At 71.3% G+C, this 24,294-nt stretch carries 22 protein-coding genes and 1 rRNA gene; 17 read left to right on the forward strand and 6 right to left on the reverse strand.

Annotated features, from left to right (window positions below; translation table 11 throughout):
• The 9 genes from rrf to pstB all read left to right on the forward strand — a co-directional run.
• Nucleotides 1-83, forward strand: a 5S ribosomal RNA gene (rrf, locus tag ACFWP2_RS34195); the annotation flags it as partial.
• A 72-nt stretch (nt 84-155) separates the two neighbouring features.
• Nucleotides 156-1,148 carry a mycothiol synthase gene (mshD, locus tag ACFWP2_RS34200; protein WP_380458817.1) on the forward strand — a complete coding sequence of 331 codons (993 nt, stop codon included), beginning with the start codon at nt 156-158 and terminating at the stop codon, nt 1,146-1,148.
• 416 nt (nt 1,149-1,564) lie between these two features.
• Nucleotides 1,565-3,742, forward strand: coding sequence for an RNA degradosome polyphosphate kinase (locus ACFWP2_RS34205; protein WP_380458945.1), 2,178 nt, complete (start codon nt 1,565-1,567; stop codon nt 3,740-3,742).
• Between the two features lie 103 nt (nt 3,743-3,845).
• Nucleotides 3,846-4,934, forward strand: coding sequence for a CHAD domain-containing protein (locus ACFWP2_RS34210; RefSeq protein WP_380458819.1), 1,089 nt, complete (start codon nt 3,846-3,848; stop codon nt 4,932-4,934).
• Nucleotides 4,935-4,953: 19 nt separating this feature from the next.
• Nucleotides 4,954-5,463, forward strand: coding sequence for an NUDIX hydrolase (locus tag ACFWP2_RS34215; protein WP_380458948.1), 510 nt, complete (start codon nt 4,954-4,956; stop codon nt 5,461-5,463).
• A 227-nt stretch (nt 5,464-5,690) separates the two neighbouring features.
• The gene (pstS, locus tag ACFWP2_RS34220) at nt 5,691-6,827 is read left to right on the forward strand and encodes a phosphate ABC transporter substrate-binding protein PstS (RefSeq protein WP_380458821.1); all 1,137 of its coding nucleotides are present in this window, start codon (nt 5,691-5,693) and stop codon (nt 6,825-6,827) included.
• A 150-nt stretch (nt 6,828-6,977) separates the two neighbouring features.
• Entirely contained in the window at nt 6,978-7,955 is a 978-nt protein-coding gene (pstC, locus tag ACFWP2_RS34225; RefSeq protein WP_360355288.1) for a phosphate ABC transporter permease subunit PstC, read from the forward strand.
• Nucleotides 7,952-9,022 carry a phosphate ABC transporter permease PstA gene (gene pstA / locus ACFWP2_RS34230; RefSeq protein WP_380458824.1) on the forward strand — a complete coding sequence of 357 codons (1,071 nt, stop codon included), beginning with the start codon at nt 7,952-7,954 and terminating at the stop codon, nt 9,020-9,022. The genes pstC and pstA overlap by 4 nt, the downstream gene beginning before the upstream one ends.
• A gap of 42 nt (nt 9,023-9,064) precedes the next feature.
• Nucleotides 9,065-9,841 (forward strand): phosphate ABC transporter ATP-binding protein PstB, encoded by a 777-nt coding sequence (gene pstB, locus ACFWP2_RS34235; protein ID WP_380458826.1) that lies wholly within the window; start codon nt 9,065-9,067, stop codon nt 9,839-9,841.
• A gap of 228 nt (nt 9,842-10,069) precedes the next feature.
• Here the strand turns inward: pstB and ACFWP2_RS34240 are convergent, their stop codons facing one another.
• Complete coding sequence (locus ACFWP2_RS34240) at nt 10,070-11,065, reverse strand: anion permease (RefSeq protein ID WP_380458828.1); 996 nt, start codon at nt 11,063-11,065, stop codon at nt 10,070-10,072.
• A gap of 5 nt (nt 11,066-11,070) precedes the next feature.
• On the reverse strand, nt 11,071-11,691 hold the full coding sequence (locus ACFWP2_RS34245; protein WP_360263985.1) for a DUF47 family protein: 621 nt from the start codon (nt 11,689-11,691) through the stop codon (nt 11,071-11,073).
• Nucleotides 11,692-12,050: 359 nt separating this feature from the next.
• Between ACFWP2_RS34245 and ACFWP2_RS34250 the strand changes: the two genes are divergently transcribed.
• On the forward strand, nt 12,051-12,419 hold the full coding sequence (locus tag ACFWP2_RS34250; RefSeq protein ID WP_380458830.1) for a metal-sensitive transcriptional regulator: 369 nt from the start codon (nt 12,051-12,053) through the stop codon (nt 12,417-12,419).
• 96 nt (nt 12,420-12,515) lie between these two features.
• On the opposite strand, the gene ACFWP2_RS34255 is transcribed toward ACFWP2_RS34250, so the two are convergent.
• Nucleotides 12,516-12,716 (reverse strand): hypothetical protein, encoded by a 201-nt coding sequence (locus ACFWP2_RS34255; RefSeq protein ID WP_380458833.1) that lies wholly within the window; start codon nt 12,714-12,716, stop codon nt 12,516-12,518.
• 217 nt (nt 12,717-12,933) lie between these two features.
• Entirely contained in the window at nt 12,934-13,833 is a 900-nt protein-coding gene (locus tag ACFWP2_RS34260; protein WP_380458835.1) for a hypothetical protein, read from the reverse strand.
• 160 nt (nt 13,834-13,993) lie between these two features.
• Between ACFWP2_RS34260 and ACFWP2_RS34265 the strand changes: the two genes are divergently transcribed.
• The gene (locus tag ACFWP2_RS34265) at nt 13,994-14,185 is read left to right on the forward strand and encodes a hypothetical protein (RefSeq protein WP_380458837.1); all 192 of its coding nucleotides are present in this window, start codon (nt 13,994-13,996) and stop codon (nt 14,183-14,185) included.
• A 110-nt stretch (nt 14,186-14,295) separates the two neighbouring features.
• Here the strand turns inward: ACFWP2_RS34265 and ACFWP2_RS34270 are convergent, their stop codons facing one another.
• Complete coding sequence (locus ACFWP2_RS34270; protein ID WP_380458839.1) at nt 14,296-15,018, reverse strand: phosphatase PAP2 family protein; 723 nt, start codon at nt 15,016-15,018, stop codon at nt 14,296-14,298.
• A 193-nt stretch (nt 15,019-15,211) separates the two neighbouring features.
• Complete coding sequence (locus tag ACFWP2_RS34275) at nt 15,212-16,324, reverse strand: NlpC/P60 family protein (protein WP_380458951.1); 1,113 nt, start codon at nt 16,322-16,324, stop codon at nt 15,212-15,214.
• Between the two features lie 323 nt (nt 16,325-16,647).
• Between ACFWP2_RS34275 and ACFWP2_RS34280 the strand changes: the two genes are divergently transcribed.
• The 6 genes from ACFWP2_RS34280 (at nt 16,648) to ACFWP2_RS34305 (ending at nt 24,268) form a co-directional block, all read left to right on the forward strand.
• Nucleotides 16,648-16,998 (forward strand): hypothetical protein, encoded by a 351-nt coding sequence (locus tag ACFWP2_RS34280; protein WP_380458841.1) that lies wholly within the window; start codon nt 16,648-16,650, stop codon nt 16,996-16,998.
• Nucleotides 16,999-17,168: 170 nt separating this feature from the next.
• Nucleotides 17,169-17,990, forward strand: coding sequence for a hypothetical protein (locus ACFWP2_RS34285; protein ID WP_380458843.1), 822 nt, complete (start codon nt 17,169-17,171; stop codon nt 17,988-17,990).
• Complete coding sequence (locus ACFWP2_RS34290; RefSeq protein ID WP_380458845.1) at nt 17,980-19,254, forward strand: hypothetical protein; 1,275 nt, start codon at nt 17,980-17,982, stop codon at nt 19,252-19,254. Before ACFWP2_RS34285 ends, ACFWP2_RS34290 begins: the two co-directional genes overlap by 11 nt.
• 7 nt (nt 19,255-19,261) lie before the next feature.
• A complete protein-coding gene (locus ACFWP2_RS34295; RefSeq protein WP_380458847.1) occupies nt 19,262-20,836 on the forward strand; it encodes an SCO6880 family protein in 1,575 nt (524 codons plus the stop codon).
• Between the two features lie 86 nt (nt 20,837-20,922).
• Nucleotides 20,923-22,272, forward strand: a complete 1,350-nt coding sequence (locus ACFWP2_RS34300) for an ATP-binding protein (protein WP_380458849.1) — start codon at nt 20,923-20,925, stop codon at nt 22,270-22,272.
• Nucleotides 22,273-22,468: 196 nt separating this feature from the next.
• Nucleotides 22,469-24,268, forward strand: coding sequence for a bifunctional metallophosphatase/5'-nucleotidase (locus ACFWP2_RS34305; protein ID WP_380458851.1), 1,800 nt, complete (start codon nt 22,469-22,471; stop codon nt 24,266-24,268).
• Nucleotides 24,269-24,294: the final 26 nt, after the last annotated feature.

Raw genomic sequence — 24,294 nt, forward strand, 5'->3', positions numbered from 1 at the left:
ACATTCCGAACCCGGAAGCTAAGCCTCACAGCGCCGATGGTACTGCAGGGGGGACCCTGTGGGAGAGTAGGACGCCGCCGAACAATTCTTCAGAAAAGCCCCTGATCCACTCGGATCAGGGGCTTTTTGCATTTCCGGTGTCGTATCGTCAGGGCATGGACGATCAGACAGCGGTCATTGCGAACGATGTGCTCCGGCCCGAGCAGCGCGACGGTTCCCTGCGCGTTCTGGCGGACGCCCAGGCGGTGGACGGCCGGGCCGCCGTGTCCGAGCAGGGCCGGCTTCGGCTGCGGAATGCGGAGACCCCGCGTCCCGGGGTGATCCACCTCGTCGAGACCGAGACCGAGACCGAGACCGAGACCGAGACCGACACCGGAGCCGTCCTCGGCTACGGCCAGCTCGAAGTGCCGGAGAGCCCGGCGGCCAACCCCGCCGCCGAGCTGGTGGTCGACCCGGCAGCCCGCGGCCGCGGTCTGGCCCGCCCGCTGGTCGACGCCGTCCTGGAGCAGGCCCACCTGGCGGGGCGCGACGCGGTGGACTTCTGGGTGCACGGTGGCCACCCGGCGGCCCGGCACCTGGCCGAGGCGTACGGCGCCGAGCTGGTCCGTGAGCTGCGGCAGATGCGCCGCACCGGCCGGCAGACCGAGGAGGTGGCCGTTCCCGAGGGCATCGAGTTCCGCACCTTCCGCCCGGGGGAGGACGATGCCGCGTGGCTGCGGCTGAACGCCCTGGCCTTCGCCCACCACCCCGAGCAGGGCTCCTGGACCGAACAGGACCTGGCCGAGCGGATCGCCGAGCCCTGGTTCGACCCGGCCGGCTTCTTCCTCGCCACGCGCGACGGCAAGGTGGTCGGCTTCCACTGGACCAAGGTGCATCCGGCGAGCGCCACCGAGCCCGAGCTCGGCGAGGTGTACGTGGTCGGGGTGGACCCGGCCGAGCAGGGCAGCGGCCTGGGCCGTGCGCTGACCGCGGCGGGCCTGCGCCACCTGACCGGCACCGCTGCCGGCGAGCGCGGACTGGACACCGTCCTTCTCTACGTCGACGCCGACAATCCGGCCGCCGTGCGGGTATATGAACGATTGGGATTCGCCGTTCACGAGGTGGACCTCATGTACCGAGCCCGGTACCGGGCGAGCCGGCCGGCCTAGCCGGGTCCGCGGAGCGTCCTCGCACCGGACCCCCAGCTCCATCGACCAGGTTCCTCGACCAGGTCGAAGGATCTGGTCCTTCGACCTGGTCCTTCGACGTCGTCGAGAGCGGCCGGGACCGCCTCCGGAGCGGTCGCGGGCGAGGGACGGGACGGCGACGCCCCTTGCTCCGACCGACTCAGCTTTCCTCCTGGCCATGCGGTGTTTACCGTGGATTCAATTGCTGCCGCGAAGATCACAGGATGAAGTCCGTAGTGTCTCGCTCGTGCAGAGTCGACCGCCACGCACCGGCCGGTCCTGTACGGACCGCACCCGGAGGGTGGGTGCTGTCCCCGGGTTCGGCCCGGGGCGAGGGCGACGGCCCGCAGAGCCATTCGCGTCCGGACGCCGTCCTGCTGCTGGAGGAGCTGGAGCCCATGAGCATCCCCCGCCCCGTCTCTGCCCCGCTGTCGTCCACGGCCCGGATGTCCAGTGCGCTGGGTATTCCGCCGGAGCTGCCGGCCACGGACGAAGAGGAGCTCGAAGCGTTGCCGCAGGGCCGCTTCCTGGACCGTGAGCGCAGTTGGCTCGCGTTCAACGAGCGGGTCCTGGAACTGGCCGAGGACCCGGGCATCCCGTTGCTGGAGCGGGCGAAGTTCCTGGCGATCTTCGCGAGCAACCTGGACGAGTTCTTCATGGTCCGGGTGGCCGGCCTCAAGCGCCGGATCGCCACCGGCGTCGCCCAGCGCAGCGCGTCCGGCCTCCAGCCGCGCGAGGTGCTGGACCTCATCTGGACCCGCTCGCGCGAGCTGATGGCCCGCCACGCCGCCGCCTTCCAGCAGGAGGTGCTGCCGGACCTTGCCGCCGAGGGCATCGAGGTGGTCCGCTGGTCGGAGCTGGCGGAGAAGGAGCAGGCCCGGCTGCACACCCTGTTCCGGCAGAAGATCTTCCCCGTGCTGACCCCGCTGGCCGTCGACCCGGCGCACCCCTTCCCGTACATATCGGGACTCTCGCTCAACCTGGCCGTCGTGGTGCGCAACCCGGTCTCCGGGCACAAGCACTTCGCGCGGGTCAAGGTGCCGCAGTCGCTGGCCCGCTTCCTGGAGGCCTCGCCCCAGCGGTACGTCCCGCTGGAGGACGTCATGGGCGCCCACCTGGAGGAGCTCTTCCCGGGGATGGAGGTGCTGGCCCACCACGCCTTCCGCGTCACCCGCAACGAGGACCTGGAGGTGGAGGAGGACGACACCGAGAACATCCTCAAGGCCCTGGAGAAGGAGCTGATGCGGCGGCGCTTCGGCCCGCCGGTCCGGCTGGAGGTCGAGGAGTCGATCGACCCGTACATCCTGGACCTGCTGGTGCGGGAGCTGAACATCACCGAGGCGGAGGTCTTCCCGCTGCCCGGGCCGCTGGACCTGACCGGGCTGTTCGGGATCGCCGAGCTGGACCGCCCGGAGCTCAAGTACCCGAAGTTCGTGGCCGGCACGGCCCGCGGGCTCACCGACGTCGAGTCGGCCTCCCAGCCGGACATCTTCGCCGCGATGCGCGAGCGCGACGTCCTGCTGCACCACCCGTACGACAGCTTCTCCACCTCGGTGCAGGCCTTCCTGGAGCAGGCCGCCGCCGACCCGGACGTGCTGGCGATCAAGCAGACCCTGTACCGCACCTCCGGCGACTCGCCGATCGTCGACGCGCTGATCGACGCGGCCGAGTCCGGCAAGCAGGTGCTGGTGCTGGTCGAGATCAAGGCGCGCTTCGACGAGCAGGCCAACATCAAGTGGGCCCGCAAGCTGGAGGAGGCCGGCTGTCACGTGGTGTACGGCCTGGTCGGGCTGAAGACGCACTGCAAGCTCTCGCTGGTGGTCCGGCAGGAGGGCGACACCCTGCGCCGCTACTCGCACGTCGGCACCGGCAACTACCACCCGAAGACGGCCCGGCTGTACGAGGACCTCGGTCTGCTCACCTCCGACCCCCAGGTCGGCGCGGACCTCTCGGACCTGTTCAACCGGCTCTCCGGATACTCGCGCCGCGAGTCCTACCGCCGCCTGCTGACCGCCCCGCGCGGCCTGCGCGACGGGCTGGTCTCGCGGATCCACAACGAGATCGCCCACCACCGGGCGGGCCGCCCGGCCTACGTGAAGCTCAAGGTCAACTCGATCGTCGACGAGGCCGTGATCGACGCGCTGTACCGGGCCTCCCAGGCCGGTGTGCCGGTGGACGTCTGGGTGCGCGGGATCTGCGCGATCCGCCCGGGCGTACCGGGGCTGAGCGAGAACATCCGGGTCCGCAGCATCCTGGGCCGCTTCCTGGAGCACTCCCGGGTCTTCGTGTTCGGCAACAACGGCGACCCGGAGGTCTGGATCGGCAGCGCCGACATGATGCACCGCAACCTGGACCGCCGGATCGAGGCGCTGCTGCGGATCACCGATCCGGCGCACCGCGCCGAGCTGTCCGGGCTGATCGACCTGGGAGTGTCGGACGAGACCGAGTCCTGGCACCTGGGACCGGACGGCGCGTGGGCCCGTCACTCCCAGGACGCCGAGGGCCGCCCGCTGCGACACGTCCAGGACCTGCTGATCGACTCGCGCCAGCGCCGCCGGGCCGCGACCTCGCGCTGACGCGTCCACTGATGCGAAGCCGCCGGGACGGTAAGGGGACCTGTCCCGGCGGTCGGCCACCAGCTCCGGGGACCACCTCGGAGGAACGGGGATCTACCACGCCATGACCGAAGCGCCGATGACGGCCCAGGCGGCCTCCACAGCGACCGCCGGGGACATCCTTTCCCGCCACCTCACCGCCCAGGCCGGCGCCTTCCTGCGCGCGCTGCCGCTGGCGGTGGGCGAGGTCGGCGCCAGACCCGGGACGGCCTCGGTCGTCCCGTCGGCCGGCACCTCGGACCTGCTGGGGGCCGTCCGGCGGGTCGGCGGGCTGCTGCACACCTTCGGCTCGCTCTTCGAGCAGACCTGGGCGCAGGAGTCGCGCACCGAGCTGCGCTGGCTGCTCAACCTGCTGGCGCTGGAGCCCGGCTACGTCCGCCGCTCGGCCCGGCTGCTGGGCGCGCTGGACTCGCTGAGCGGCACCGACCCGGAGGGGACGGGCATGCTGGCCGGCCACACGGGCGCCCCCAAGGCGCGGGCGCTGCTGGACCGGCAGCTGACCCTGGCCCGGACCAGGGCGCACTCCACGGTGCTCCAGGAGCTCCGTTCCGCCCGGTTGCACGCCCTGGCGGACCGGATGACCCTGCTGGTCGGCGAGGCCCCGCTGCTGGAGTCGGCGGGCGGCCGGGCCCCGGCGGTGCTGCTGCCGCAGGCCGCCGCCGCGTTCGCCGCGCTGTCCGCGGGCGCCCAGCAGCTGCCGCTGCAGCGGGCCGCGACGCCGTACGGCGGGGACGGGCTGCGCCGGCTGGGCACGGTGCCGCCGTCCCGCGGGGCGACGGACGCGGACACCGCGCTGGCGGCCGACGACGCGCCCTGGGCCCGGTTGCGGATCCTGGTGAAGCGGGCCCGGTACGCGCTGGAGGTGTGCGGCCGCGGGTCCTCCGAGCTGGACGAGCTGGACCTGGTGCTGGCCCGGCAGCAGGAGGCGGCGGACGCCGCCGTCACCGCCGCCACCGCGGCGCGCACGCCGCGGATCACCCCGGCGACCGCGTACGTGCTGGGCGTGGTGCACGCCGACCAGCGGCTGGAGGTGGAGTCGGCGCGCTACGCCGTCGGCCGCCGCTGGCCGGACCTGCCGCCCGGCCCGGAGGGCTGGCTGAAGCTCGTCCCGGCCGACGCCTGGGGGCACCCCGCCGCGCCCAGGGCGGTCTGAGGTGGACCGGCGTCCGCGCATCGGCCGGCCGGCCGCGGGGGACGCGGCCGGGGCGGGGCACGCCCCGGTGGTGCTGGCGGCGGGCGCGGTGCTGTGGCTGCCGGGCCGGCCGAAGAAGAGCGGCCGGCTGGGGCGGCCGCGGATCGCGGTGATCCACCGTCCCAAGTACGACGACTGGAGCCTGCCGAAGGGCAAGCTCGAAGCCGGTGAGGGCGTGGTCGACGCGGCGCTGCGCGAGGTCCGGGAGGAGACCGGGTTCCACTGCCTGCTGGGCCCGGAGCTGCCCACCCAGCACTACCGGGTGCAGGGCCGTCCCAAGGAGGTCCGCTACTGGGCGGCGGTGCCGTCGAGCGGGTCCTTCCGGCCCAACCGGGAGGTGGACCGGCTGGAGTGGCTGCCGGCCGGGAAGGCGCGCGCACGGCTCACCCACGACCACGACCGGTTGCTGGTCGACGCGCTGCTGGCGGTCCTGGGGGCGAGGCCGGTGCGGGCGGCCGGGGCGGCGCCGGTGAAGGAACCGTGGAAGTGATCTCCCCGCGCCCTTGCCGTGACGCAACCGTTACTACCTGACGTAGTTTCCTGTCATCCCTTCGAGGTTCACTCTCCGTTCACTTGCGACCGGCTGTCGTGTCACTTACCCGGCCTAACTTCGGGACCACCGGAGGGCCGCACGGGCCCCGGACCACAGCAAAACCCGCGCTCGGCCGTACCCGTACGGCCTGAGCGAAGGGCAATGCCACAGAAAGGGACACCCCTGTGAAGCTCCAGCGGAACGGCCGCTCCAAGGCCCTCGCGATCGGTGCCATGGCGCTCGTCAGCTCGCTGTCGCTCGCCGCCTGCGGGTCGGACAACAACAACAACACGACCGCGTCCAACGGCAACAGCGGTACCGCCGCGCCCGCCTCCGCGATCAACTGTGGCAAGCCGGGTTCGCTGATCGCCGCCGGTTCGACCGCGCAGGGCGCGGCGATGGACGTCTGGAAGACCAGCTTCGCCGCCGCCTGCTCCGGCACCACGATCAACTACCAGGGTGGCGGCTCCGGTGCCGGCATCCAGCAGTTCAACCAGGGCAAGATCCAGTTCGCCGGCTCCGACTCGGCCCTCAAGCCGGCCGAGGTCGACGCCTCCAAGGCGGTCTGCACCGGCGGCCAGGGCATCGACCTGCCGATGGTCGGCGGTCTGATCTCGCTGGTCTACAACGTCGACGGTGTCGACAACCTGGTCCTGGACGGCCCGACCGCCGCCAAGGTCTTCGACTCGCAGATCACCAAGTGGAACGCCCCGGAGATCGCCGCCCTGAACCCGGGCGCCAAGCTGCCGGACGCGGAGATCCAGACCTTCCACCGCTCGGACGACGCCGGCACCACCGAGAACCTGACCAAGTACTTCGCCGCCGCCGGCGGCGGCGCCTGGTCTTACCCGGCCGGCAAGGCCTGGGCGGGCAAGGGCGGCCAGTCGGCCAACGGCAGCGCCGGTGTCTCGGCCCAGGTGAAGCAGGTCAAGAACTCGATCAGCTACGTCGAGCTGGCCTACGCCCAGACCAACAGCCTGAAGAGCGCCGCGATCAACACGGGTGCCTCCAAGCCGGTCGCGGCCACCGCCGAGAACGCCGCCAGCACCATCGGCAAGGCCCAGGCCGCCGGCTCCGGCAGCGACCTCGCGCTGAAGCTCGACTACGCGACCAAGGAAGAGGGCTCCTACCCGCTGGTCCTCATCACGTACGAGATCGTCTGCGACAAGGGCAACAAGGCCGAGACCCTCGACACCCTGAAGTCCTTCCTGACCTACACCGCCAGCGACGCGGGTCAGAAGGCCGTCGGCGAGAAGGGCTACGTCCCGCTGCCGAAGACCGTGACCGACAAGGTCAACGGCGTCATCGCCACCCTGGCCTGACCCGACAGGACCCCCGGTGGGGCGGCCCCGTGAGCGAGGGGGGCCGGGGCCGTCCCACCGGAAGGCACCACACCCAGCACCACGTCCGGGGCACCGCCGCCATGGTGCCGTCCCCCTTCCGGGGCGGCACCACCAGACCGGAGTAGACCAATGACTTCATCCTCCCCTGCCGCCCCGCGAGGCAGGGAACGCCGGCCGCGCGACAGCCGGGTCGGCGACAAGATCTTCATGAACCTCGCCCGGGGCTCGGGCATCCTGCTGCTGGTCGTCATGGCCGCGATCGCCGCGTTCCTGACCTGGCGGTCCGTCCTGGCCCTGACCACCAACGAAGGCAACTTCCTCACCTCCTTCGAGTGGACGCCGGACGCCCCGAAGCCGGTCTTCGGCATCGCCGTCCTGGCCTTCGGCACCATCGTCAGCGCCGTCATCGCGATGGCGATCGCCGTCCCGGTGGCCATCGGGATCGCGCTGTTCATCTCGCACTACGCGCCGCGCCGGATCGCCCAGCCGTTCGCCTACCTGGTCGACCTGCTCGCCGCCGTCCCCAGCATCGTCTACGGCCTCTGGGGCGCGCTCTTCCTGGTGCCGCACATGGACGGCCTGACCAGCTGGCTCAACGAGTACCTGGGCTGGACGTACATCTTCGACCAGACCAGGACCGGCACCCCGCGCAACCTGTTCACCGTCGGCATCCTGCTGGCGATCATGGTCCTGCCGATCATCACCGCGGTCTCCCGCGAGGTGTTCCGCCAGGTGCCCCGGATGCACGAGGAGGCGGCGCTCGCGCTCGGCGCGACCCGCTGGGAGATGATCCGCACCGCGGTGCTGCCGTTCGGCCGCCCCGGCATCATCTCGGCCTCGATGCTCGGCCTCGGCCGCGCGCTCGGTGAGACCATCGCGGTCGCGGTGGTGCTCTCCGCCAGCAACGTCCTGTCGCTGCACATCCTCGACGCGGGCGGCGGCACCTTCGCGCAGAACATCGCGCTGAAGTTCGCCGAGGCCGGCGACAACGGCCGCAACGCGCTGATGGCCTCCGGCCTCGTCCTGTTCGTCATCACCCTGCTGGTGAACGGTGCCGCGCGACTGATCATCGCCCGCCGCAAGGAGTACTCGGGGGCCAACGCATGACCGTCACCGCCGTCATCGAGGACGCCCGGCCCGTCGGCCGTCCGCTGACCGCCAACCGACTGCCCAAGTGGGCCCCCGCCGCCGTCGCCGCCGGCTCGATCGCCCTCGGCTGCGCGATCGGCGCGCTCGGCGGGCTGGCCAGCCACCTGCAGTGGGGCCTGATCTCGGCCCTGCTCTTCGTCCTGATCGGCTACGTCCTCTCGGCCCGGGTCGAGGGCCGCCGACAGGCCAAGGACCGGCTCGCCACCTCGGTGGTCTGGGTCGCCTTCATCCTGGCCGTCGTCCCGCTGGTCGCCCTGACCTTCTACACCGTCCAGCAGGGCATCGAGGTGGTCAACGGGAACTTCCTGAGCCACTCGATGAAGGGCGTGATCCAGTCCGGCCCCGGCGGTGGCATCTACCACGCGCTGATCGGCACCCTGGAGCAGGTCGCCCTGGCCACCGCGATCGCCGCCCCGATCGGTCTGCTGACCGCCGTCTACCTGGTCGAGTACGGCCGCGGCACGCTCGCCAAGGCGGTCACCTTCTTCGTCGACGTCATGACGGGCATCCCGTCGATCGTCGCCGGTCTGTTCATCCTCTCGCTCTGGAACCTCGCCCTGGGCTTCAGCTACTCCGGCTTCTCGGGCAGCCTCGCGCTGGCGATCCTGATGATGCCGGTCGTGGTCCGGTCCACCGAGGAGATGCTGAAGCTCGTCCCGAACGAGCTGCGCGAAGCCTCGTACGCGCTCGGCGTGCCGAAGTGGAAGACCATCCTGCGGATCGTCCTCCCCACCGCGATCGGCGGCATCACCACCGGTGTGATGCTCGCGGTCGCCCGCATCACGGGCGAGACCGCCCCGGTGATGATGCTGGTGTTCGGCGCCGACTACATCAACAACAACCCGTTCGACGGACCGCAGCAGTCCCTGCCGATGTACATCTGGACGCAGTACTCGCAGGTCAACAACGACTACGGCTACGCCCGTGCCTGGGGTGCGGCGCTGGTGCTGATCGCCTTCGTGATGGGGCTCAACCTCATCGCCCGGGGCATCGCGCGCTGGCGCTCGCCCAAGGGCGGGCACTGAGCGACCGACTGACGCACGAGACAGACGAGAGAAGCAACGATCATGGCCAAGCGCATCGACGTCAGCGGACTGTCGGCCTACTACGGCACCACCAAGGCCATCGAGGACATCTCGATGAGCATCGAGCCCCGCTCGGTGACCGCCTTCATCGGCCCCTCCGGCTGCGGCAAGTCCACCTTCCTGCGGACCCTCAACCGCATGCACGAGGTGATCCCCGGCGCCCGGGTCGAGGGCAAGGTCCTCCTGGACGACGAGAACCTCTACGCCTCCAACGTCGACCCGGTCGCCGTGCGCCGCTCGGTCGGCATGGTCTTCCAGCGCCCGAACCCCTTCCCGACCATGTCGATCTACGACAACGTGATCGCGGGTCTGCGGCTCTCCGGCGTGAAGAAGAAGTCCGTGCTGGACGAGGTGGTGGAGCGCTCGCTGAAGGGCGCCAACCTCTGGAAGGAGGTCCACACCCGGCTGAACAAGCCGGGGGCCGGCCTCTCCGGCGGTCAGCAGCAGCGCCTGTGCATCGCCCGCGCCATCGCGGTCGAGCCCCAGGTCCTGCTGATGGACGAGCCCTGCTCCGCGCTCGACCCGATCTCCACCCTCGCCATCGAGGACCTGATCGGCGAGCTCAAGGAGCAGTTCACCATCGTCATCGTGACCCACAACATGCAGCAGGCGGCCCGCGTCAGCGACCGCACCGCCTTCTTCAACCTGTCGGGCGTCGGCCAGCCGGGCAAGCTGATCGAGCTGGACGACACCCAGCGGATCTTCTCCAACCCGCAGGTCCAGGCGACCGAGGACTACATCTCCGGCCGCTTCGGCTAGACCGGACCCCGTCACGGGCGGCGCCGAGGCGCCGGGACGCGTGGCGGACCGCGAGCTGTCCCGCGGTGCTGCATGGCGGTGCCGCCGCGGGACATGGAAAAGGGCCCGCCCCCGAGATGTGGGGGCGGGCCCTGTCCGTTCCGTGCGTCCCGCGCGGTGCGTCCTGCTCCGGCGTCCTGCTCCGGCGTCCTGCCCGGTGCGTCCTGCTCCGGGCGTCCGGTGGGGCCGTCAGCCCCAGAACAGGTGGACGAACCAGTACATCAGCGCTGCGACGATGGCGGCCGCCGGCATCGTGATGAACCAGCCGAGCACGATGTTCTTCGCGACGCCCCAGCGCACCGCGCGGATCCGCTTGGTGGCCCCCGCGCCCATGATCGCCGCGGTGATCACGTGGGTGGTGGAGATCGGCGCCTTGAAGACGAACGACGAGATGTACATGACCGTCGCGGAGGTGGCCTCGGCCGCGAAGCCCTGCGGCGGGTCCAGCTCGATGATCTTGCGGCCGAGCGTCCGCATGATCCGCCAGCCGCCCGCGTAGGTGCCCAGCGAGAGCATCGTCGCACAGGAGATCTTCACCCAGACCGGAATGCCGCTGCCGGTCTGGTGGCCGGAGATGGTCAGTGCCATGACCACGATGCCCATGGTCTTCTGGGCGTCCTGGAGGCCGTGCGCCAGGGCCATCGCGGCGGCCGAGGCGGTCTGGGCGACCCGGAAGTTGCGCTTGGCCCGGTGCGGGTTGGCCCGGCGGAAGATCCACAGGATCGCCAGCATCACCAGGAAGCCGCCGACCAGGCCGACCACCGGCGAGAGGATCATCGGGATGACGATCTTGTCGAGGACCCCGCTCCAGATCACCTCGGTGCCGCCGGCCAGCGCCGCGCCCACCATGCCGCCGAACAGCGCGTGCGAGGAGGAGGACGGGAGCCCGAAGTACCAGGTGACCAGGTTCCAGGCGATCGCCCCGACCAGGGCCGCGAACAGGATCGCCATCCCCTGGTTGCCGGTGGGCGTCTCGATGATCCCCTGGGAGACGGTGTGCGCCACACCGCTGCCGAGGAACGCGCCCGCCAGGTTCATCACCGCGGCCATCGCCAGCGCCGCCCGGGGGGTGAGCGCCCGGGTGGAGACCGACGTGGCGATCGCGTTCGCCGAGTCGTGGAAGCCGTTGGTGTACGTGAAGAAGAACGCAACGCCGATGACGGCGATGAGTGCTGCCATGTCCACGAGGGTCAGGACTCCTTGACGGCGATGGTCTCCACCGTGTTGGCGACGTGCTCGAACGCGTCCGCCGCCTCCTCAAGGACGTCCACGACCTGCTTGAGCTTGAGGACCTCGATGGCGTCGTACTGACCGGAGAACAGGTGGGCGAGCAGCTTGCGGTGGATCTGGTCGGCCTGGTTCTCCAGGCGGTTGACCTCGATCCAGTACTCGGTGAGGTTGGACATGCTGCGCAGGTTCGGCATCGCCGCGGCGGTGAGTTCCGCGGCGCGCGCCAGCACCTCGATCTGCTGCTCGATGCCCTTCGGCAGGGTCTGGATGTCGTAGAGGACGACCAGGTCGACGGCCTCCTCCATGAAGTCCATGATGTCGTCCAGCGACGAGGCGAGGCTGTAGATGTCCTCGCGGTCGAAGGGCGTGATGAAGGACGAGTTCAGCTGGTGGAAGACGGCATGGGTGGTGTCGTCCCCGGCGTGCTCGGCGGCGCGCATGCGCTCGACGATCTCCGCACGGGCCGACACGTCCGATCCAAGCAGCTCCAAAAGGAGCTTCGATCCGACGACGAGGTTCTCCGCCGCGGCGGCGAACATGTCGTAGAAGCTCGTCTCCTTCGGGGTCAGGCTAAAACGCACGGAAATCTCCGATGTGCGGGGTAGGGACTGAACGATGCTAGGTGCAACCGAGCGCAATCACGCAAACGGGGTGTCGGGAAAGGAGCCGGAGCCTCCCCTTCCGTTCGGCCGCCGCACCGGCTGACCCGGGCGCACCACCACCTGTGGACGCGAGTCCCCAGTCTGACGGAACCTCGCCCGGATTGTCCCCGTCGTGCACGCCGGGGAACGGGGCGCCGCTCAGACGGGTGAACCGCCGGGCGCCCCCGCCCGGGCCCCGCCGCACCCGCCGGGCCGCCCGTCGGAACACCACGGAGGGCCCCGGTGTTGGACACTTGTGGCCGACGCAGCCACCAGGCACTGAGACGAAGGCGGGGCCGATGACCACGACGCAAGCGCGCACCGAGCCGGAGCACGCGCAGGGGACCGACCCGCACGCCGGCCACGCCCCGGCGGGGCACCACGGCCCGCACGGCTACAGCGCGCAGAAGGACGCCCACCTCAAGCGGCTACGCCGGATCGAGGGCCAGATCCGCGGCCTCCAGCGCATGGTCGACGAGGACGTCTACTGCATCGACGTGCTCACCCAGGTCTCGGCCAGCACCAAGGCGCTGCAGTCCTTCGCGCTCTCCCTGCTGGAGGAGCACCTGCGGCACTGCGTCGCCGCGGCCGCCGAGGAGGGCGGCACCGAGCTCGACGCCAAGGTGGCGGAGGCCACCGCCGCGATCAGCCGGCTGCTGCGCAGCTGAGCCGACGGGCCGTCCGCCGCTCCGGGGCGCCTCGCCACCGGAGCGGCGGACGGCCCGCGTCACTCCCGGGGCCCGTTAGCCGGTAGCCGGTAGCCGCTAGCCGTCGGCCTCCCGGCCGGGTTCCCGGCCGCCCTGCCCGGGTTCGGTCCGGTCCAGCAGCACCTCGTCGATCCGCTCGGTCGGCAGCCGGTCGCCGGAGCTGGCCGTCGCGGCGATCATCAGCTCGCCGGCCAGATCGATCTCGTCGAGGGCCGCGTCGTCGTGGCCGCCGCTGCGGCCGCCCGTGGACGACACCACCTGCACCACCCCTTCAGTGCCTCGCCAGCCCGGGCGGCAGCCACCCGGAGTCCAGCCTAGGCACTTCGGGGCCCGTCCACATGGCACGGACGGGCCATCTCGGCGCCGCCGAAACGGGTGGCCGCCGCTCCCCGGACGGCCACCCGCCCCGTCGGCACCCCGTCTCGCCCCGGCGCCGGAGCGCTGCCCCGACGGTCCGGGGCGTGTCGGACCAGCCCTACTTCGGGCTCTCCGTCGGCTTCATCTGGTAGATGTCCGAGGCCGAGGGCTCGGCCGCCTCCACCGGCTTGCCGAAGTCCGACAGCGAGGTCGTCGACGTCACCCTCACCTGGTCCTTGGACTCCTTCGACCCGGCCACCCCGGCGAAGGTGAACACCTCGACCACCTTGCGCAGCCGGCCCTGGTCGTCCAGCCAGGCGTCGTACGGGACCTCCTTGACGGTGAAGGTCTGCGCGCCCATCCGCAGACCGTCCCCGCCCCTGCCGCCCGTCGCGTCGGCCGCCTTGGCCAGGTCCAGGGTGCCCTTGTAGTGGTGCAGCGCTACCCCGTCGACGGTCTCGGTGCCCACCGCCTCCGCCTTCTGCGCCCCGCGCAGCGCCCCCGCCGCCGAGGCCGGGTCGGTGGCGCCGCTGCTGACCAGGTTGCCGTCCGGCAGCTGGCGCACGTCGAGCTTGACCCACTTGCCCGCGGGGACCTTGGCGCCGCTGTTCTGGAGGTAGACGGTGCCCGGCAGGACCACCTCGACGATCTTCCCGGTGGTCGCCGCGCCCGGTGGCACCTGGACCTCCAGCCGGCCGATCCGCTTGACGTAGTCGTAGCCGCCCGTGCCGCTGAACGAGGCCTTCTTCTCGGTGGACTCGGTGACCAGCTCGGTCGCGGCGCGTGCGGAGCCGGTGCGGCCGGTGATGTCGGCGGCGTTGCGCACCGCCGTCAGCGCGTCCGCGGCGAGCTGGTCGGGGGCGCCCGACTGCTGGTCGGAGGAGCCGTCGACGGAGCCGCCGGAGCAGCCGGCGGCCCCCGCCACCAGGACGGCGGCGAGCAGGGCGGTCCCGGCCGCCGAACGCAGGTGCGGACCCGGACGGCGCGCCGGCCGTCCGGTGCGGTGCTGGTCGGTCATCTTCATCCTCGCGACAACCCCCTCGGGCCCGACAGCCCCGCCGGCCACCACCGGGTGGGCAGAGCTCTTTCCGGGCAAACGAGTTGGGACGCAAAGGGTTACGGGGCCGGTGTGGCGGGAGCGTCGCGCCGGACCCGCCCGGCGCGTTACCGTGAACCACGTGCACAGTGAGCTGCCGGCCGCGCCCGGTACCGCCCGGATGCCCGAACACCGCCTCGCGGTCAGCGAGCGCGGATCCTTCGCCTTCGCGACCTGCAGCTGCGGCTGGTACTCCCCGGCCCGCCGCTCGCGCGACCTGGCCCGCCGCGAGGGAGCCGAGCACCTCGCCGAGAGCGGTGCCAGGCCGGACTGATCTCACCGGGGCCGGAGGCACTCCGCGGATCGGGGCCCGGAGGCGGGGTCAGGCCGCGGGCCGGGACCCGAAGGTTGGGACACTTCGCGGGCCCGGACCCGGAGACGCGGTCAGGCCGCGAGGTCGGACTCCGGCGGCTGCTCCCCGGCCCGCACCGCCCCGCGCCCGCGGCGACGACCGCGCGGACCGGCCCCGCCCCGGGCCGCGCCGCCCCGCTCGGGCGCCCGGATCAGCGGGGCGACCGCCGTCCGGCTCAGCGCGTGGCAGAACGGCACCAGCACCGCCATCGCGATCGGCGCCAGCAGCAGCACCACGGCGACGGCGAGCGCGAAGCCGCCGATCACGTCGGTCGGGTAGTGGACGCCCATGAACATCCGGCAGAAGCCCTGGAGGACCGCCAGCCCGCTGGCGATCCAGCCCAGCCGACGGTTCACCAGGAACAGCGCCACCGCGACGCCCATGGTCATGGTCGAGTGGTCGCTGACGAAGGAGTGGGTGCCGGCCTTGCCGTCCACCAGCACCAGCAGCCCGGGATGGTCGACGAAGGGGCGCGGGCGGTTCACGATCGCGGCGATCGGCAGGTTGGCCAGCTCGGCGACGGCCACCGAGAGCGGCACCCAGAGCAGCCCGGCCATCGCCACCGGCGCGTCCGGACGGCGCCTGGCCTGGAGCCAGGCCACCAGACCGAGCATGGCCAGGCCGATCAGGATGCCGTACTCGCCGATCCACGAGACCAGGTGGTCCAGCCACTGCGGGGAGCGCTTGGCCAGACCGTTGACGGCGTAGAGCAGGTCGAGGTCGGGGTTGGTCGTGTCGGCAAGCGGCGTCGACACGCCGCACCTCCTTCTGGTCCGCTGCACCTGTACGTTCCCGCCGGGGCCCGCCCGGCGCCGAAAGCTGACGAGGGACCACCGGACCCAACGTCATCGCCGGGACACAGCGTTCCACGGAAACGCGCGGTTATGGAAACTTGACTCAGCGTCCACAGCGCGCACACAGCTCCCGGCCGTCCCGGCCCCACCACGGCTACCGGCCCGCCCCGGCGGGGGCCTGACCGGCCGGCGCGGGCGGGGCGGCGACGGCCGACCGGACGGGGGTCGCCGGGGCGCCGCCCTGGGGGACGCCCTGGCTGCCGCCCTGGTTCCCCGCGGGGGCGGTGGCCCCCGTCCCGCCCGGGCGGGACGGAGCGTTGACCGTGCCGTCGTCGTTGCGGGTCGGCAGCGCCTGGGCCCCGTCCGAGGTGACCCGGGTCGCGCCGATGTACTCCCTGGTGTCGATCTTGTCGTAGCGGATCACCGCACCGGTGTGCGGCGCGTTGATCATGTACCCGCCGCCGACGTAGATCCCGACGTGGTGGATGCTCCGCGGATCGCCCAGGTCCGTCGCCCAGAACACCAGGTCGCCCGGCCGCAGCTGATCGCGCGACGGGTGCGGGCCCGCGTACCACTGGTCGTTGGCCACCCGGGGCAGGGTGATGCCCACACTGGCGAACGCGGCCTGGGTCAGGCCCGAGCAGTCGAACCGCCCGTTCTGCGAGGGCAGGCCCTCACCGCCCCACAGGTACGGGGTGCCGAGCTTGGTCTGCGCGAAGTAGATCGCGGCCGACGACTGCGCGGACACCTCCAGCGGCGCGGTCGGCGAGGCCGGCGCGGTGAAGCTGCGGGCCATCGCCTGGATGTTCCGCACGTAGCCCTGGGTCTCCTTGTACGGCGGGATCCCCTTGTACTGCTTCACCGCACCCTCGCCGGCGTTGTAGGCGGCCAGCAGGTTGGCCTGCGGGTCGCCCGGGACCTTCGCGACCTCCTTGGCGATCGCGCAGTCGTAGGTCGCCGCCGAGGCGATCGCGTCCAGCGGGTCCCAGACGTCCGCCCTGCCGTCCCCGCTGCCGTCGGTGGCGTACGCGGGCCAGGTGCCCGGCATGAACTGCGCCATTCCCTGCGCCCCGACCCCGGAGCGCGCCTTGGGGTCGAAACCGCTCTCCTGGTACAGCTGTGCCGCGAGCATCGGCGGGGAGATCTCGGGGCAGAGCGAGCCCCACTTCTGGATCGGGTCCTGGTAGGCCGCGGGGACCGTTCCAGGGGAGAGGGAGGAACGATTCGCCGACTGCTGCGGCGTCCCACTCGCCGCATAAGTCCCCATCGTCACCAGCCCGATGAACCCGAACGCGACAACTCCCGCAGCGGCAGCGGCCGTACCGGCCTTCCGGAGTACCATCAGCACCATCCCGACGAATCGTCAGTCGAAGTGTCCCGGAAGGCGTTGCTCACCGCAATCATCAGAGATACGAACAGTGAGCGCTATCCTTCGTACGGTGTACATCCTCGCGTACGTGTCCGATGCCTCACGACCAATTCGCGAGAAGTAGCCAAGTCGACATCAGATCTGGCCAAGAATAGGTACCGACCCTTCGCGCGGGCCGGGTCCGGGCCCTTGAATTTGCCTGATCGGGCGGTGAGATGGAAATGAACCTGAGCAGCGTGCACACCAATGCGGTCGGCCACCTGGCCGAGGACCCCCCCAAGAAGCCGAACATCGACACCATCATCGGCGGAATCGCCCCGGACTGGGGGCCGTTCGCGACCCTCGGGTCGGAGGCGCGGGTGATGGTCGAGGTCGTCATGGCCGTGGCCATCCTCATCTGCCTCGGCATCGCGGTCTGGGGAGCGGCCAAGCAGCGGATCGGTGCGACCGCGATGCGCGACAGCTTCGGCGCCGAACAGGGCAAGGGGCTGATCGTCGCCGGACTGACCGGCGTGTTCATCATCGGATCACTGGGCACCCTGTTCACCATTGTCTACGGCATGGCGATCTGACGATCGGACAGCAGTAGCCGTCCGACCGGCCTGAGACCAGGTCCCCGTCCGGACCCCCTCCGGCAGCCGACCCGCCAGGAATCCACCCCCGTTCCCACCCTCCGTCCGCGCCCGCCCCCGGCCGGAGGGCCCCCGGAGCCGCCCCGGCTCCCCGCACCAGGAGGGCCGCCGTGCCGTTGTCCGACGACCAGCCGCGCACCCGTACGCGCCTGCCCGTCGGCGAACAGTCCTCCCTCCCGTCGAACCACCGTCAGCCCCGGCCGCTGCGCGCCCTGGTGGCCGTCCTGGCGGTCGTCACCCTGCTCGTCGTCGCCATCGCCATCGCCAACCGCGTCACACCCGGCACGGGCTCCGGAAGCGACGGCGCCTCCGCCGACCGCGCCGGCTCCGGGGCCGCCTCCGGCGCAGGCCCTGCGCCCAGCGGCGACCAGCCCGTCGGCACCACCGTCAACGGCATCCCGACCGGCTACCCGCACACCGAACCGGGCGCCCAGTCCGCCGCCACCAACTACGCCGTGGCGATCGGCTCCGCGGACATGTTCCGCACCGACAACCGCCACGGCATCGTCGCCACCATCGCCGACCCGGGCGCCCTGGCCGGGCTCCAGAACCGGCTGGACCAGGGCTTCGGCGGCGACACCGCCACCCGCTACGGCCTCGACGCCCAGGGCCGCGCCCCCAAGGGCCTCACCTTCGTCAGCCGCACCGTCCCCGTCGGCACCAAGTCGACGGGCTACAGCGAGGGCGACGCCAAAGTCGAGGTGTGGTGCACCGGCCTCACCGGCCTCGCCGGCGAGCGCTCCGTCCAGCCGGTGACCACCAACTGGTTCACCCTCACGCTCTCGCTGCACTGGACGGGCAGCGACTGGAAGCTCACCGACTTCACTAGAAAGTCAGGCCCGGCCCCGCTGCCGGGCGACCAGCAGGCAGCCACAGCGGATGAGATCGCCGGATCGGCAGAGCAGTTCGGAGGGTTCCGCTATGCGCGTTGACGGTGCGGCCGGAAAGCTGCTTTCTCGGATCGGCCGGGTCGTGACGGTCCTGGGCCTGTTCCAGGCTGTAGCCATCGGCATGGCATCCCGGGCCATCGCGGAACCGAGCCCGAGCCCTTCGGCCAGCAACAACTGCGACGTCCTGCCGTTGCCCGGCAGCGACGTCTACTGCGCGTCCAAGCCTGGAGGTTCGATTCCCGGCGGTGGCACCGTAGGGGCGGTGACCGATCCCCTCGGGTCGTTGGCCAAGAGCTGTGCGCAGGCCGCGGCGTGGGTGGTGCGGAAGTTGTCGGGGGCGATCGACGGGACGACGCAGGTGGATTTCACCAATGCGTCGTTCCTGCAGCAGTACGCCGTGGTGTTCGCCGTGTCGACGGTGATCACGCTGGTGCTGTGGCTGCTGGCGGTGGCGAAGCGGGCGGTGCGGGGGGCGCCGCTGACGACGGCGTTCTCGGAGGCGATCGGCTTCCTGTGGCTGACGGTGGTGGCGTCCGCGTTCACGCCGTTGATCCTGTTCACCGTGGTGAGCGTGACGGACGGGCTGACCAAGGCGATAGCGGTCGGGACGAAGACGGACACCGGGTCGTACCTGGGGGGGTTCGCCGACACGCTGGAGAAGGGCGATGTGGGCGGCGGTCCGCTGATCCTGGTGATCGTGTCGCTGGTCGCGGTGCTGGCGGCGGCGGTGCTCTGGATCGAGCTGCTGATCCGGGCGGCGATGCTGTACGTCGGCGCGCTGCTGGGGACGGCGGTGTACGCGGGGCTGGTGGACCGGCAGTTGTGGAAGCACGTGCGGCGCTGGGCGGGCGTGATGCTGGCGGTGGACCTGGCGAAGCCGATCATCGTGGTCATCCTGGGGCTGGCGGGTGCGGTGGCGACGGGGTCCGGGGCCGACGACGACTTCGCCCGGGTGTTGTCCGGGTTGGCGATCCTGTTCCTGTCGATCTTCGCGAGTGCCGCGGTCTACCGCTTCGTGCCGGGCTTCGGCGACGAGTTGTTGAACATGCGCGGGGCCCGGGCCAACGCCGTGCAGGCCGGTTCGGCGATGATCAACGGCACCGCGAACCTGATGAAGCAGGGCATCACCACCCACGGCGACCGCGGTGCGCAGGCGGCCGGTACGGGTGGCGGTGGGGCGGGCGGCGGTTCGGTCGCGCCGGGCATCGCCGCCCACGCCGGCCGGACGCCGGCCCCGCCGCCCCAGGGCGGGCCGCCGCAGGCCCCGGTTCCGATCCGTGACAGCAATCCAGCGAAGGGAGGGTGACGGGTAAGTGAGCAGTGAACCGCTCGGCCAGTACGGTGCCCAGTACGCCCAGCCGTACGTGCACCAGCGCCGCACCTACCTGATCGGCAAGGCCCGCCCGAACGCGCCGATCGGCCGGAACCGGGAGTCCGGCGAGATCATGCTGATCATCTTCGGGGCGTTTCTCGGCATGCTCTGGGGCCTGCTGATGCCGGTCCTGCCGTTGCGGATCGGCGGTCTGGTCGGTCTGCCGGCGCTCGCCATCGCGGCGGTGTACGTGCCGTACCGCAAGCGGACGTTCTACAAGTGGGTGGAGATCAACCGCACCTACCGCCGGACGGTCCGCAGCGGGCGGGCGGTGTGGCGTTCGGACGTGATGGACGCCGGCACCCGGTTGGACGGCCGGGAGGTGGAGGTCGGCCCGCCGCCCGGGGTGGGGCGGTTGCGCTGGCTGACGGCGCCGTTCGGGCCGGACGAGGTCGGGGTGCTGATGCACCTGGAGCGGCGCACGGTGACGGCCGCGATCGAGATCGAGGGCCCGGGCGTGGGCCTGCGCGACTCGGAGGACCAGGAGGCCCTGGTCGACCGGTTCGGGACGCTGCTGAAGCACGTCGCCAACGGGGACGGCTTCGTGACCCGGCTGCAGATCCTGGCCCGGACCCTGCCGGCCGATCCGGACGCGCACGCGAAGGACGTCGAGCGGCGCGGCGACCCGTCCTCGCCGCGCTGGCTGCAGGACTCGTACGACCAGCTCCAGTCGATGGTGTCGACGTCCTCGGAGCAGCACCGGGCGTACCTGGTGGCCTGCATGCACTACACCCGTGACCTGGCGGCCGAGGCGCACGCGATGGGCCGGACGGCCACCGGGCGGCGGGCGCGGGACGACGAGGGGCTGGCGGCCGTGATGGCGCGCGAGCTGACCGACATCTGCGCCCGGCTGGCCGAGGCGGACATCCGGGTGCGCCAGCCGCTGGGCCAGGCCCGGCTGTCCTCGCTGTTGCACTCGATGTACGACCCGGACCACCCGATCGACCACATCCAGGCGATGTCCCGGCGGAACGCCTGGCCGGCGGAGCTGGACGCGACCCACCCGCAGTACCTGCAGGCGAAGACCCGCGAGTCGGCGACCCGGGAGCCGTGGTGCCACGCCACCGCGTGGGTCAAGGAGTGGCCGCTCACCCCGGTGGGCGTCAACTTCCTGGCGCCGCTGCTGGTGCACACCCCGGACGTGATCCGGACGGTGGCGGTGACGATGGACCTGGAGCCCACCGACGTCGCGATCGAGCGGATGCTGACGGAGAAGACCAACGACGAGGCCGAGGCCAGCCGTGCGGCCAAGATGAACCGCACGGTGGACCCGCGCGACCTGGCCCACACCGGCCGGGTGGACCAGCGCGGCGACGACCTGGCGTCCGGCGCGGCCGGGGTGAACCTGGTCGGCTACATCACGGTCTCCTCGCGCAACCCCGACGCGCTGGCCCGCGACAAGCGGACCATCCGCGCCTCGGCCGGCAAGAGCTACCTCAAGCTGGAGTGGTGCGACCGCGAGCACCACCGGGCCTTCGTCAACACGCTCCCGTTCGCGACCGGCATCCGCCGCTGAGCAGGCCCCCGCTCCGGCGTGGGCCCGTACGTCCGCGCAAGCCCGTCCCCGTCCCCGTCCACCGCTGACCAGTCAGGAGGCCGCCCATGGCGATCGGCAACCTCACCGATGCGTTCACCAGCCTGATGTTCGGCAAGGTGGAGACCACCCGCCTGCCGGTGCGCACCTCCACCGGTCAGGCGCAGGCCGTCTACCTGCCGACGGCCGCGCCCGGGCTGGGCGACTCCGGCGTGATCATCGGCCGCGAGGTGTACAGCGGCAAGGGGTACGTGTACGACCCGTTCCAGTTGTACGGGCAGCAGCTGCCCGCCCCGCACTGGCTGGTGCTCGGCGAGTCCGGCAACGGCAAGTCGGCGCTGGAGAAGACGTACGTGCTGCGGCAGCTGAGGTTCCGTGACCGCCAGGTCGTGGTGCTGGACGCGCAGGGCGAGGACGGCGTGGGCGAGTGGAACCTGATCGCCGAGGCGCTGGGCATAAAGTCGATCCGGCTGGACCCGATGGCGGCCCGGGACGGCGGGGTGAAGCTCAATCCGCTGGACCCGGCGATCACCCAGACCGGCCAGCTGTCGCTGCTGCGCACCATCGTCGAGGTGGCGATGGGGCGCGGGCTGGAGGAGCGGGCCGGCTTCGCGCTGAAGGCGGCGCACGCCCATGTGGTGGCCTCGGTGAAGGGCCGTCAGCCGGTGCTGGACGACATCATCGACACCCTGCGCAACCCCGACCTGTCCTCGGTGGAGTCGCTGGGCGTGGCGGTGGACGAGGTGCAGTCCTGGGGCCTGGACGTGGCGCTGGTGCTGGACCGGCTGGTCGACGGTGACCTGCGCGGCATGTTCGACGGGTCGACCACCGAGGGCATCGACCTGGACGCGCCGCTGATCGTCTTCGACCTCTCGCACATCGACCGCAACTCGATCGCGATGCCGATCCTGATGGCGATCGTCGGCGTGTGGCTGGAGCACACCTGGATCCGGCCGGACCGGAAGAAGCGCATCTTCCTGGTCGAGGAGGCCTGGCACATCATCAACAGCCCGTTCGTGGCGCAGCTGTTCCAGCGGCTGCTGAAGTTCGGCCGCCGGCTCGGCCTGTCCTTCGTCGCGGTGGTGCACCACCTGTCCGACGTGGTGGACGGCGCGGCCGCCAAGGAGGCCTCGGCGATCCTGAAGATGGCGTCCACCCGGACGATCTACATGCAGAAGGCCGAGGAGGCGCGGTCCACCGGCCGGGTGCTGGGTCTGCCGCGCTGGGCGGTGGAGATCATCCCCACCCTGTCGCCGGGCATCGCGGTCTGGGACGTCAACGGCAACGTGCAGGTGGTCAAGCACATCATCACCGAGGCCGAGCGCCCGCTGGTCTACACCGACCGGGCGATGACCGAGGACGCGGTGGCCGAACGGGTGCGTGCGGAGCGGCAGTTGGCCGCCGAGCCGGGGGTCTGAGCGGCCTCTCGGGAGCCTCTCTCCGCAGGCTCCGCACCCGGCGGACGGCGATGGTTCGTCAGTAGGTAATCCTCTCGTTACGTTCGACGTCCTGACAGCTACGCGCGTTGACCATAGGCTTCGCAGTCGCAACACATGACCGAACGCCGATGCTGTCCACAGCCGGTACTCCTTCCAAGGTGCAGGGGAACCCTTCATGCTCACCGTCAGATCCCGACGGACGGCGCTCGCCGTCGTCGCCGCCGCAGGTCTGTTCGGCACGGTGGTCGTGCCGACGGCCGCCCAGGCCGCCGACGCCAACGCCAAGCGCCACAAGACCGTCAACCTCCAGCTGCTGGCGATCAACGACTTCCACGGAAACCTGGAGCCCCCGGCGGGCTCGTCCGGCACGGTCAAGGAGATCGACCCGGCCACCGGGAAGGAGGTCGCCACCCCGGCCGGCGGCATCGAGTACCTGGCCACCGAGCTGCGCAAGGCGCGCGTCCCGGCCGACGACTCGATCACCGTCGCGGCCGGCGACATCATCGGCGCCAGCCCGCTCACCTCGGCGCTCTTCCACGACGAGCCGACCATCGAGGCGATGGACAAGCTCGGCCTGGACGTCACCTCCGTGGGCAACCACGAGTTCGACGAGGGCGCGCAGGAGCTGCGGCGCATGCAGGACGGCGGCTGCCACCCGACCGACGGCTGCTACGAGCCCGGCCGCACCTTCAAGGGCGCCAACTTCAACTACCTGTCGGCCAACGTCACCGACGAGAAGACCGGCAAGCCGCTGCTGGCCCCGTACTGGATCACCAAGTCCCAGGGCGTGAAGGTCGGCTTCATCGGCGTCACCCTGGAGGGCACGCCGAACATCGTGACCGCCGAGGGCGTCAAGGGCCTGAAGTTCGCCAACGAGGTCACCACGATCAACAAGTACGCCGCGGAGCTCAAGGCCAAGGGCGTCAACTCGATCGTCGCGCTGATCCACGAGGGCGGCTACCCGGCCAGCACCGTCTACAACTACGACTGCGGCGCGGCCGGCCAGGGCATCTCCGGCCCGATCGTCGACATCGCCAAGAAGATCGACCCGGCGGTCGGCGCCATCGTCACCGGCCACACCCACAACGCGTACGCCTGCAGCATCCCCGACCCCAACGGCGTCCCGCGCTCGGTCACCAGTGCCGCCTCCTTCGGCCGGCTCTTCACCGAGATCGACATGAAGCTGGACAAGACCACCGGCGAGATCGTGCGTCCCTCGGTCAAGGCCGAGAACCACGTGGTGCGCCGCACGGCCGAGAAGGCGCCCGACATGACGGCGCTGATCGACCACTACTCCAAGCTGGCCGCCCCGATCGCCAACCGCCCGGTGGGCTACATCGCCTCGGACATCAACGGCCGTGGCAACAGCGACCCGGAGAAGCCGCTCGGTGACGTGATCGCCGACGCGCAGCTCGCCGGGCTCGCCCCGGCCGACAAGGGCGGCGCGCAGGTCGCCTTCATGAACCCCGGCGGGATCCGCTCCGACCTGGTCCACAAGGCCTCGGGCGGCGAGGGCGACGGCGTGGTGACCTACGGCGAGGCGTTCACCGTCCAGCCGTTCACCAACATGATGCAGGTCAAGACGCTGACCGGCGCCCAGCTGATCCAGCTGCTCCAGCAGCAGGTGAGCGGCTCCAACGCCGCCGCGCCGAAGGTCCTCCAGGTGTCCTCGAACCTGCACTACACCCTGGACATGCGCAAGACCGGCGCGGACCGGGTGGTCGTGGACTCGATCCGGCTGAACGGCGCCCCGGTCGACCCGGCCGCCTCCTACCGGGTCGCGGCCAACGAGTTCCTGGCCGGCGGCGGCGACGGATTCCCGGCCTTCGCGGCCGGCACCGACAAGCTGGTCGGCGCCTCGGACCTGGACGTCTTCACGGCCTACCTGGGCGCCCACAGCTCGGCGAGCGCGCCGCTGCGGGCCCCGGCGCAGGACCGGATCAAGGTCATCGGCCCGGGCAGCGACATCGACTGACCGTGAGCCGGCCCAAGGAGGGGGCG

The organism is Kitasatospora sp. NPDC058444 (genome assembly GCF_042721415.1).
GTDB lineage: Bacteria > Actinomycetota > Actinomycetes > Streptomycetales > Streptomycetaceae > Kitasatospora.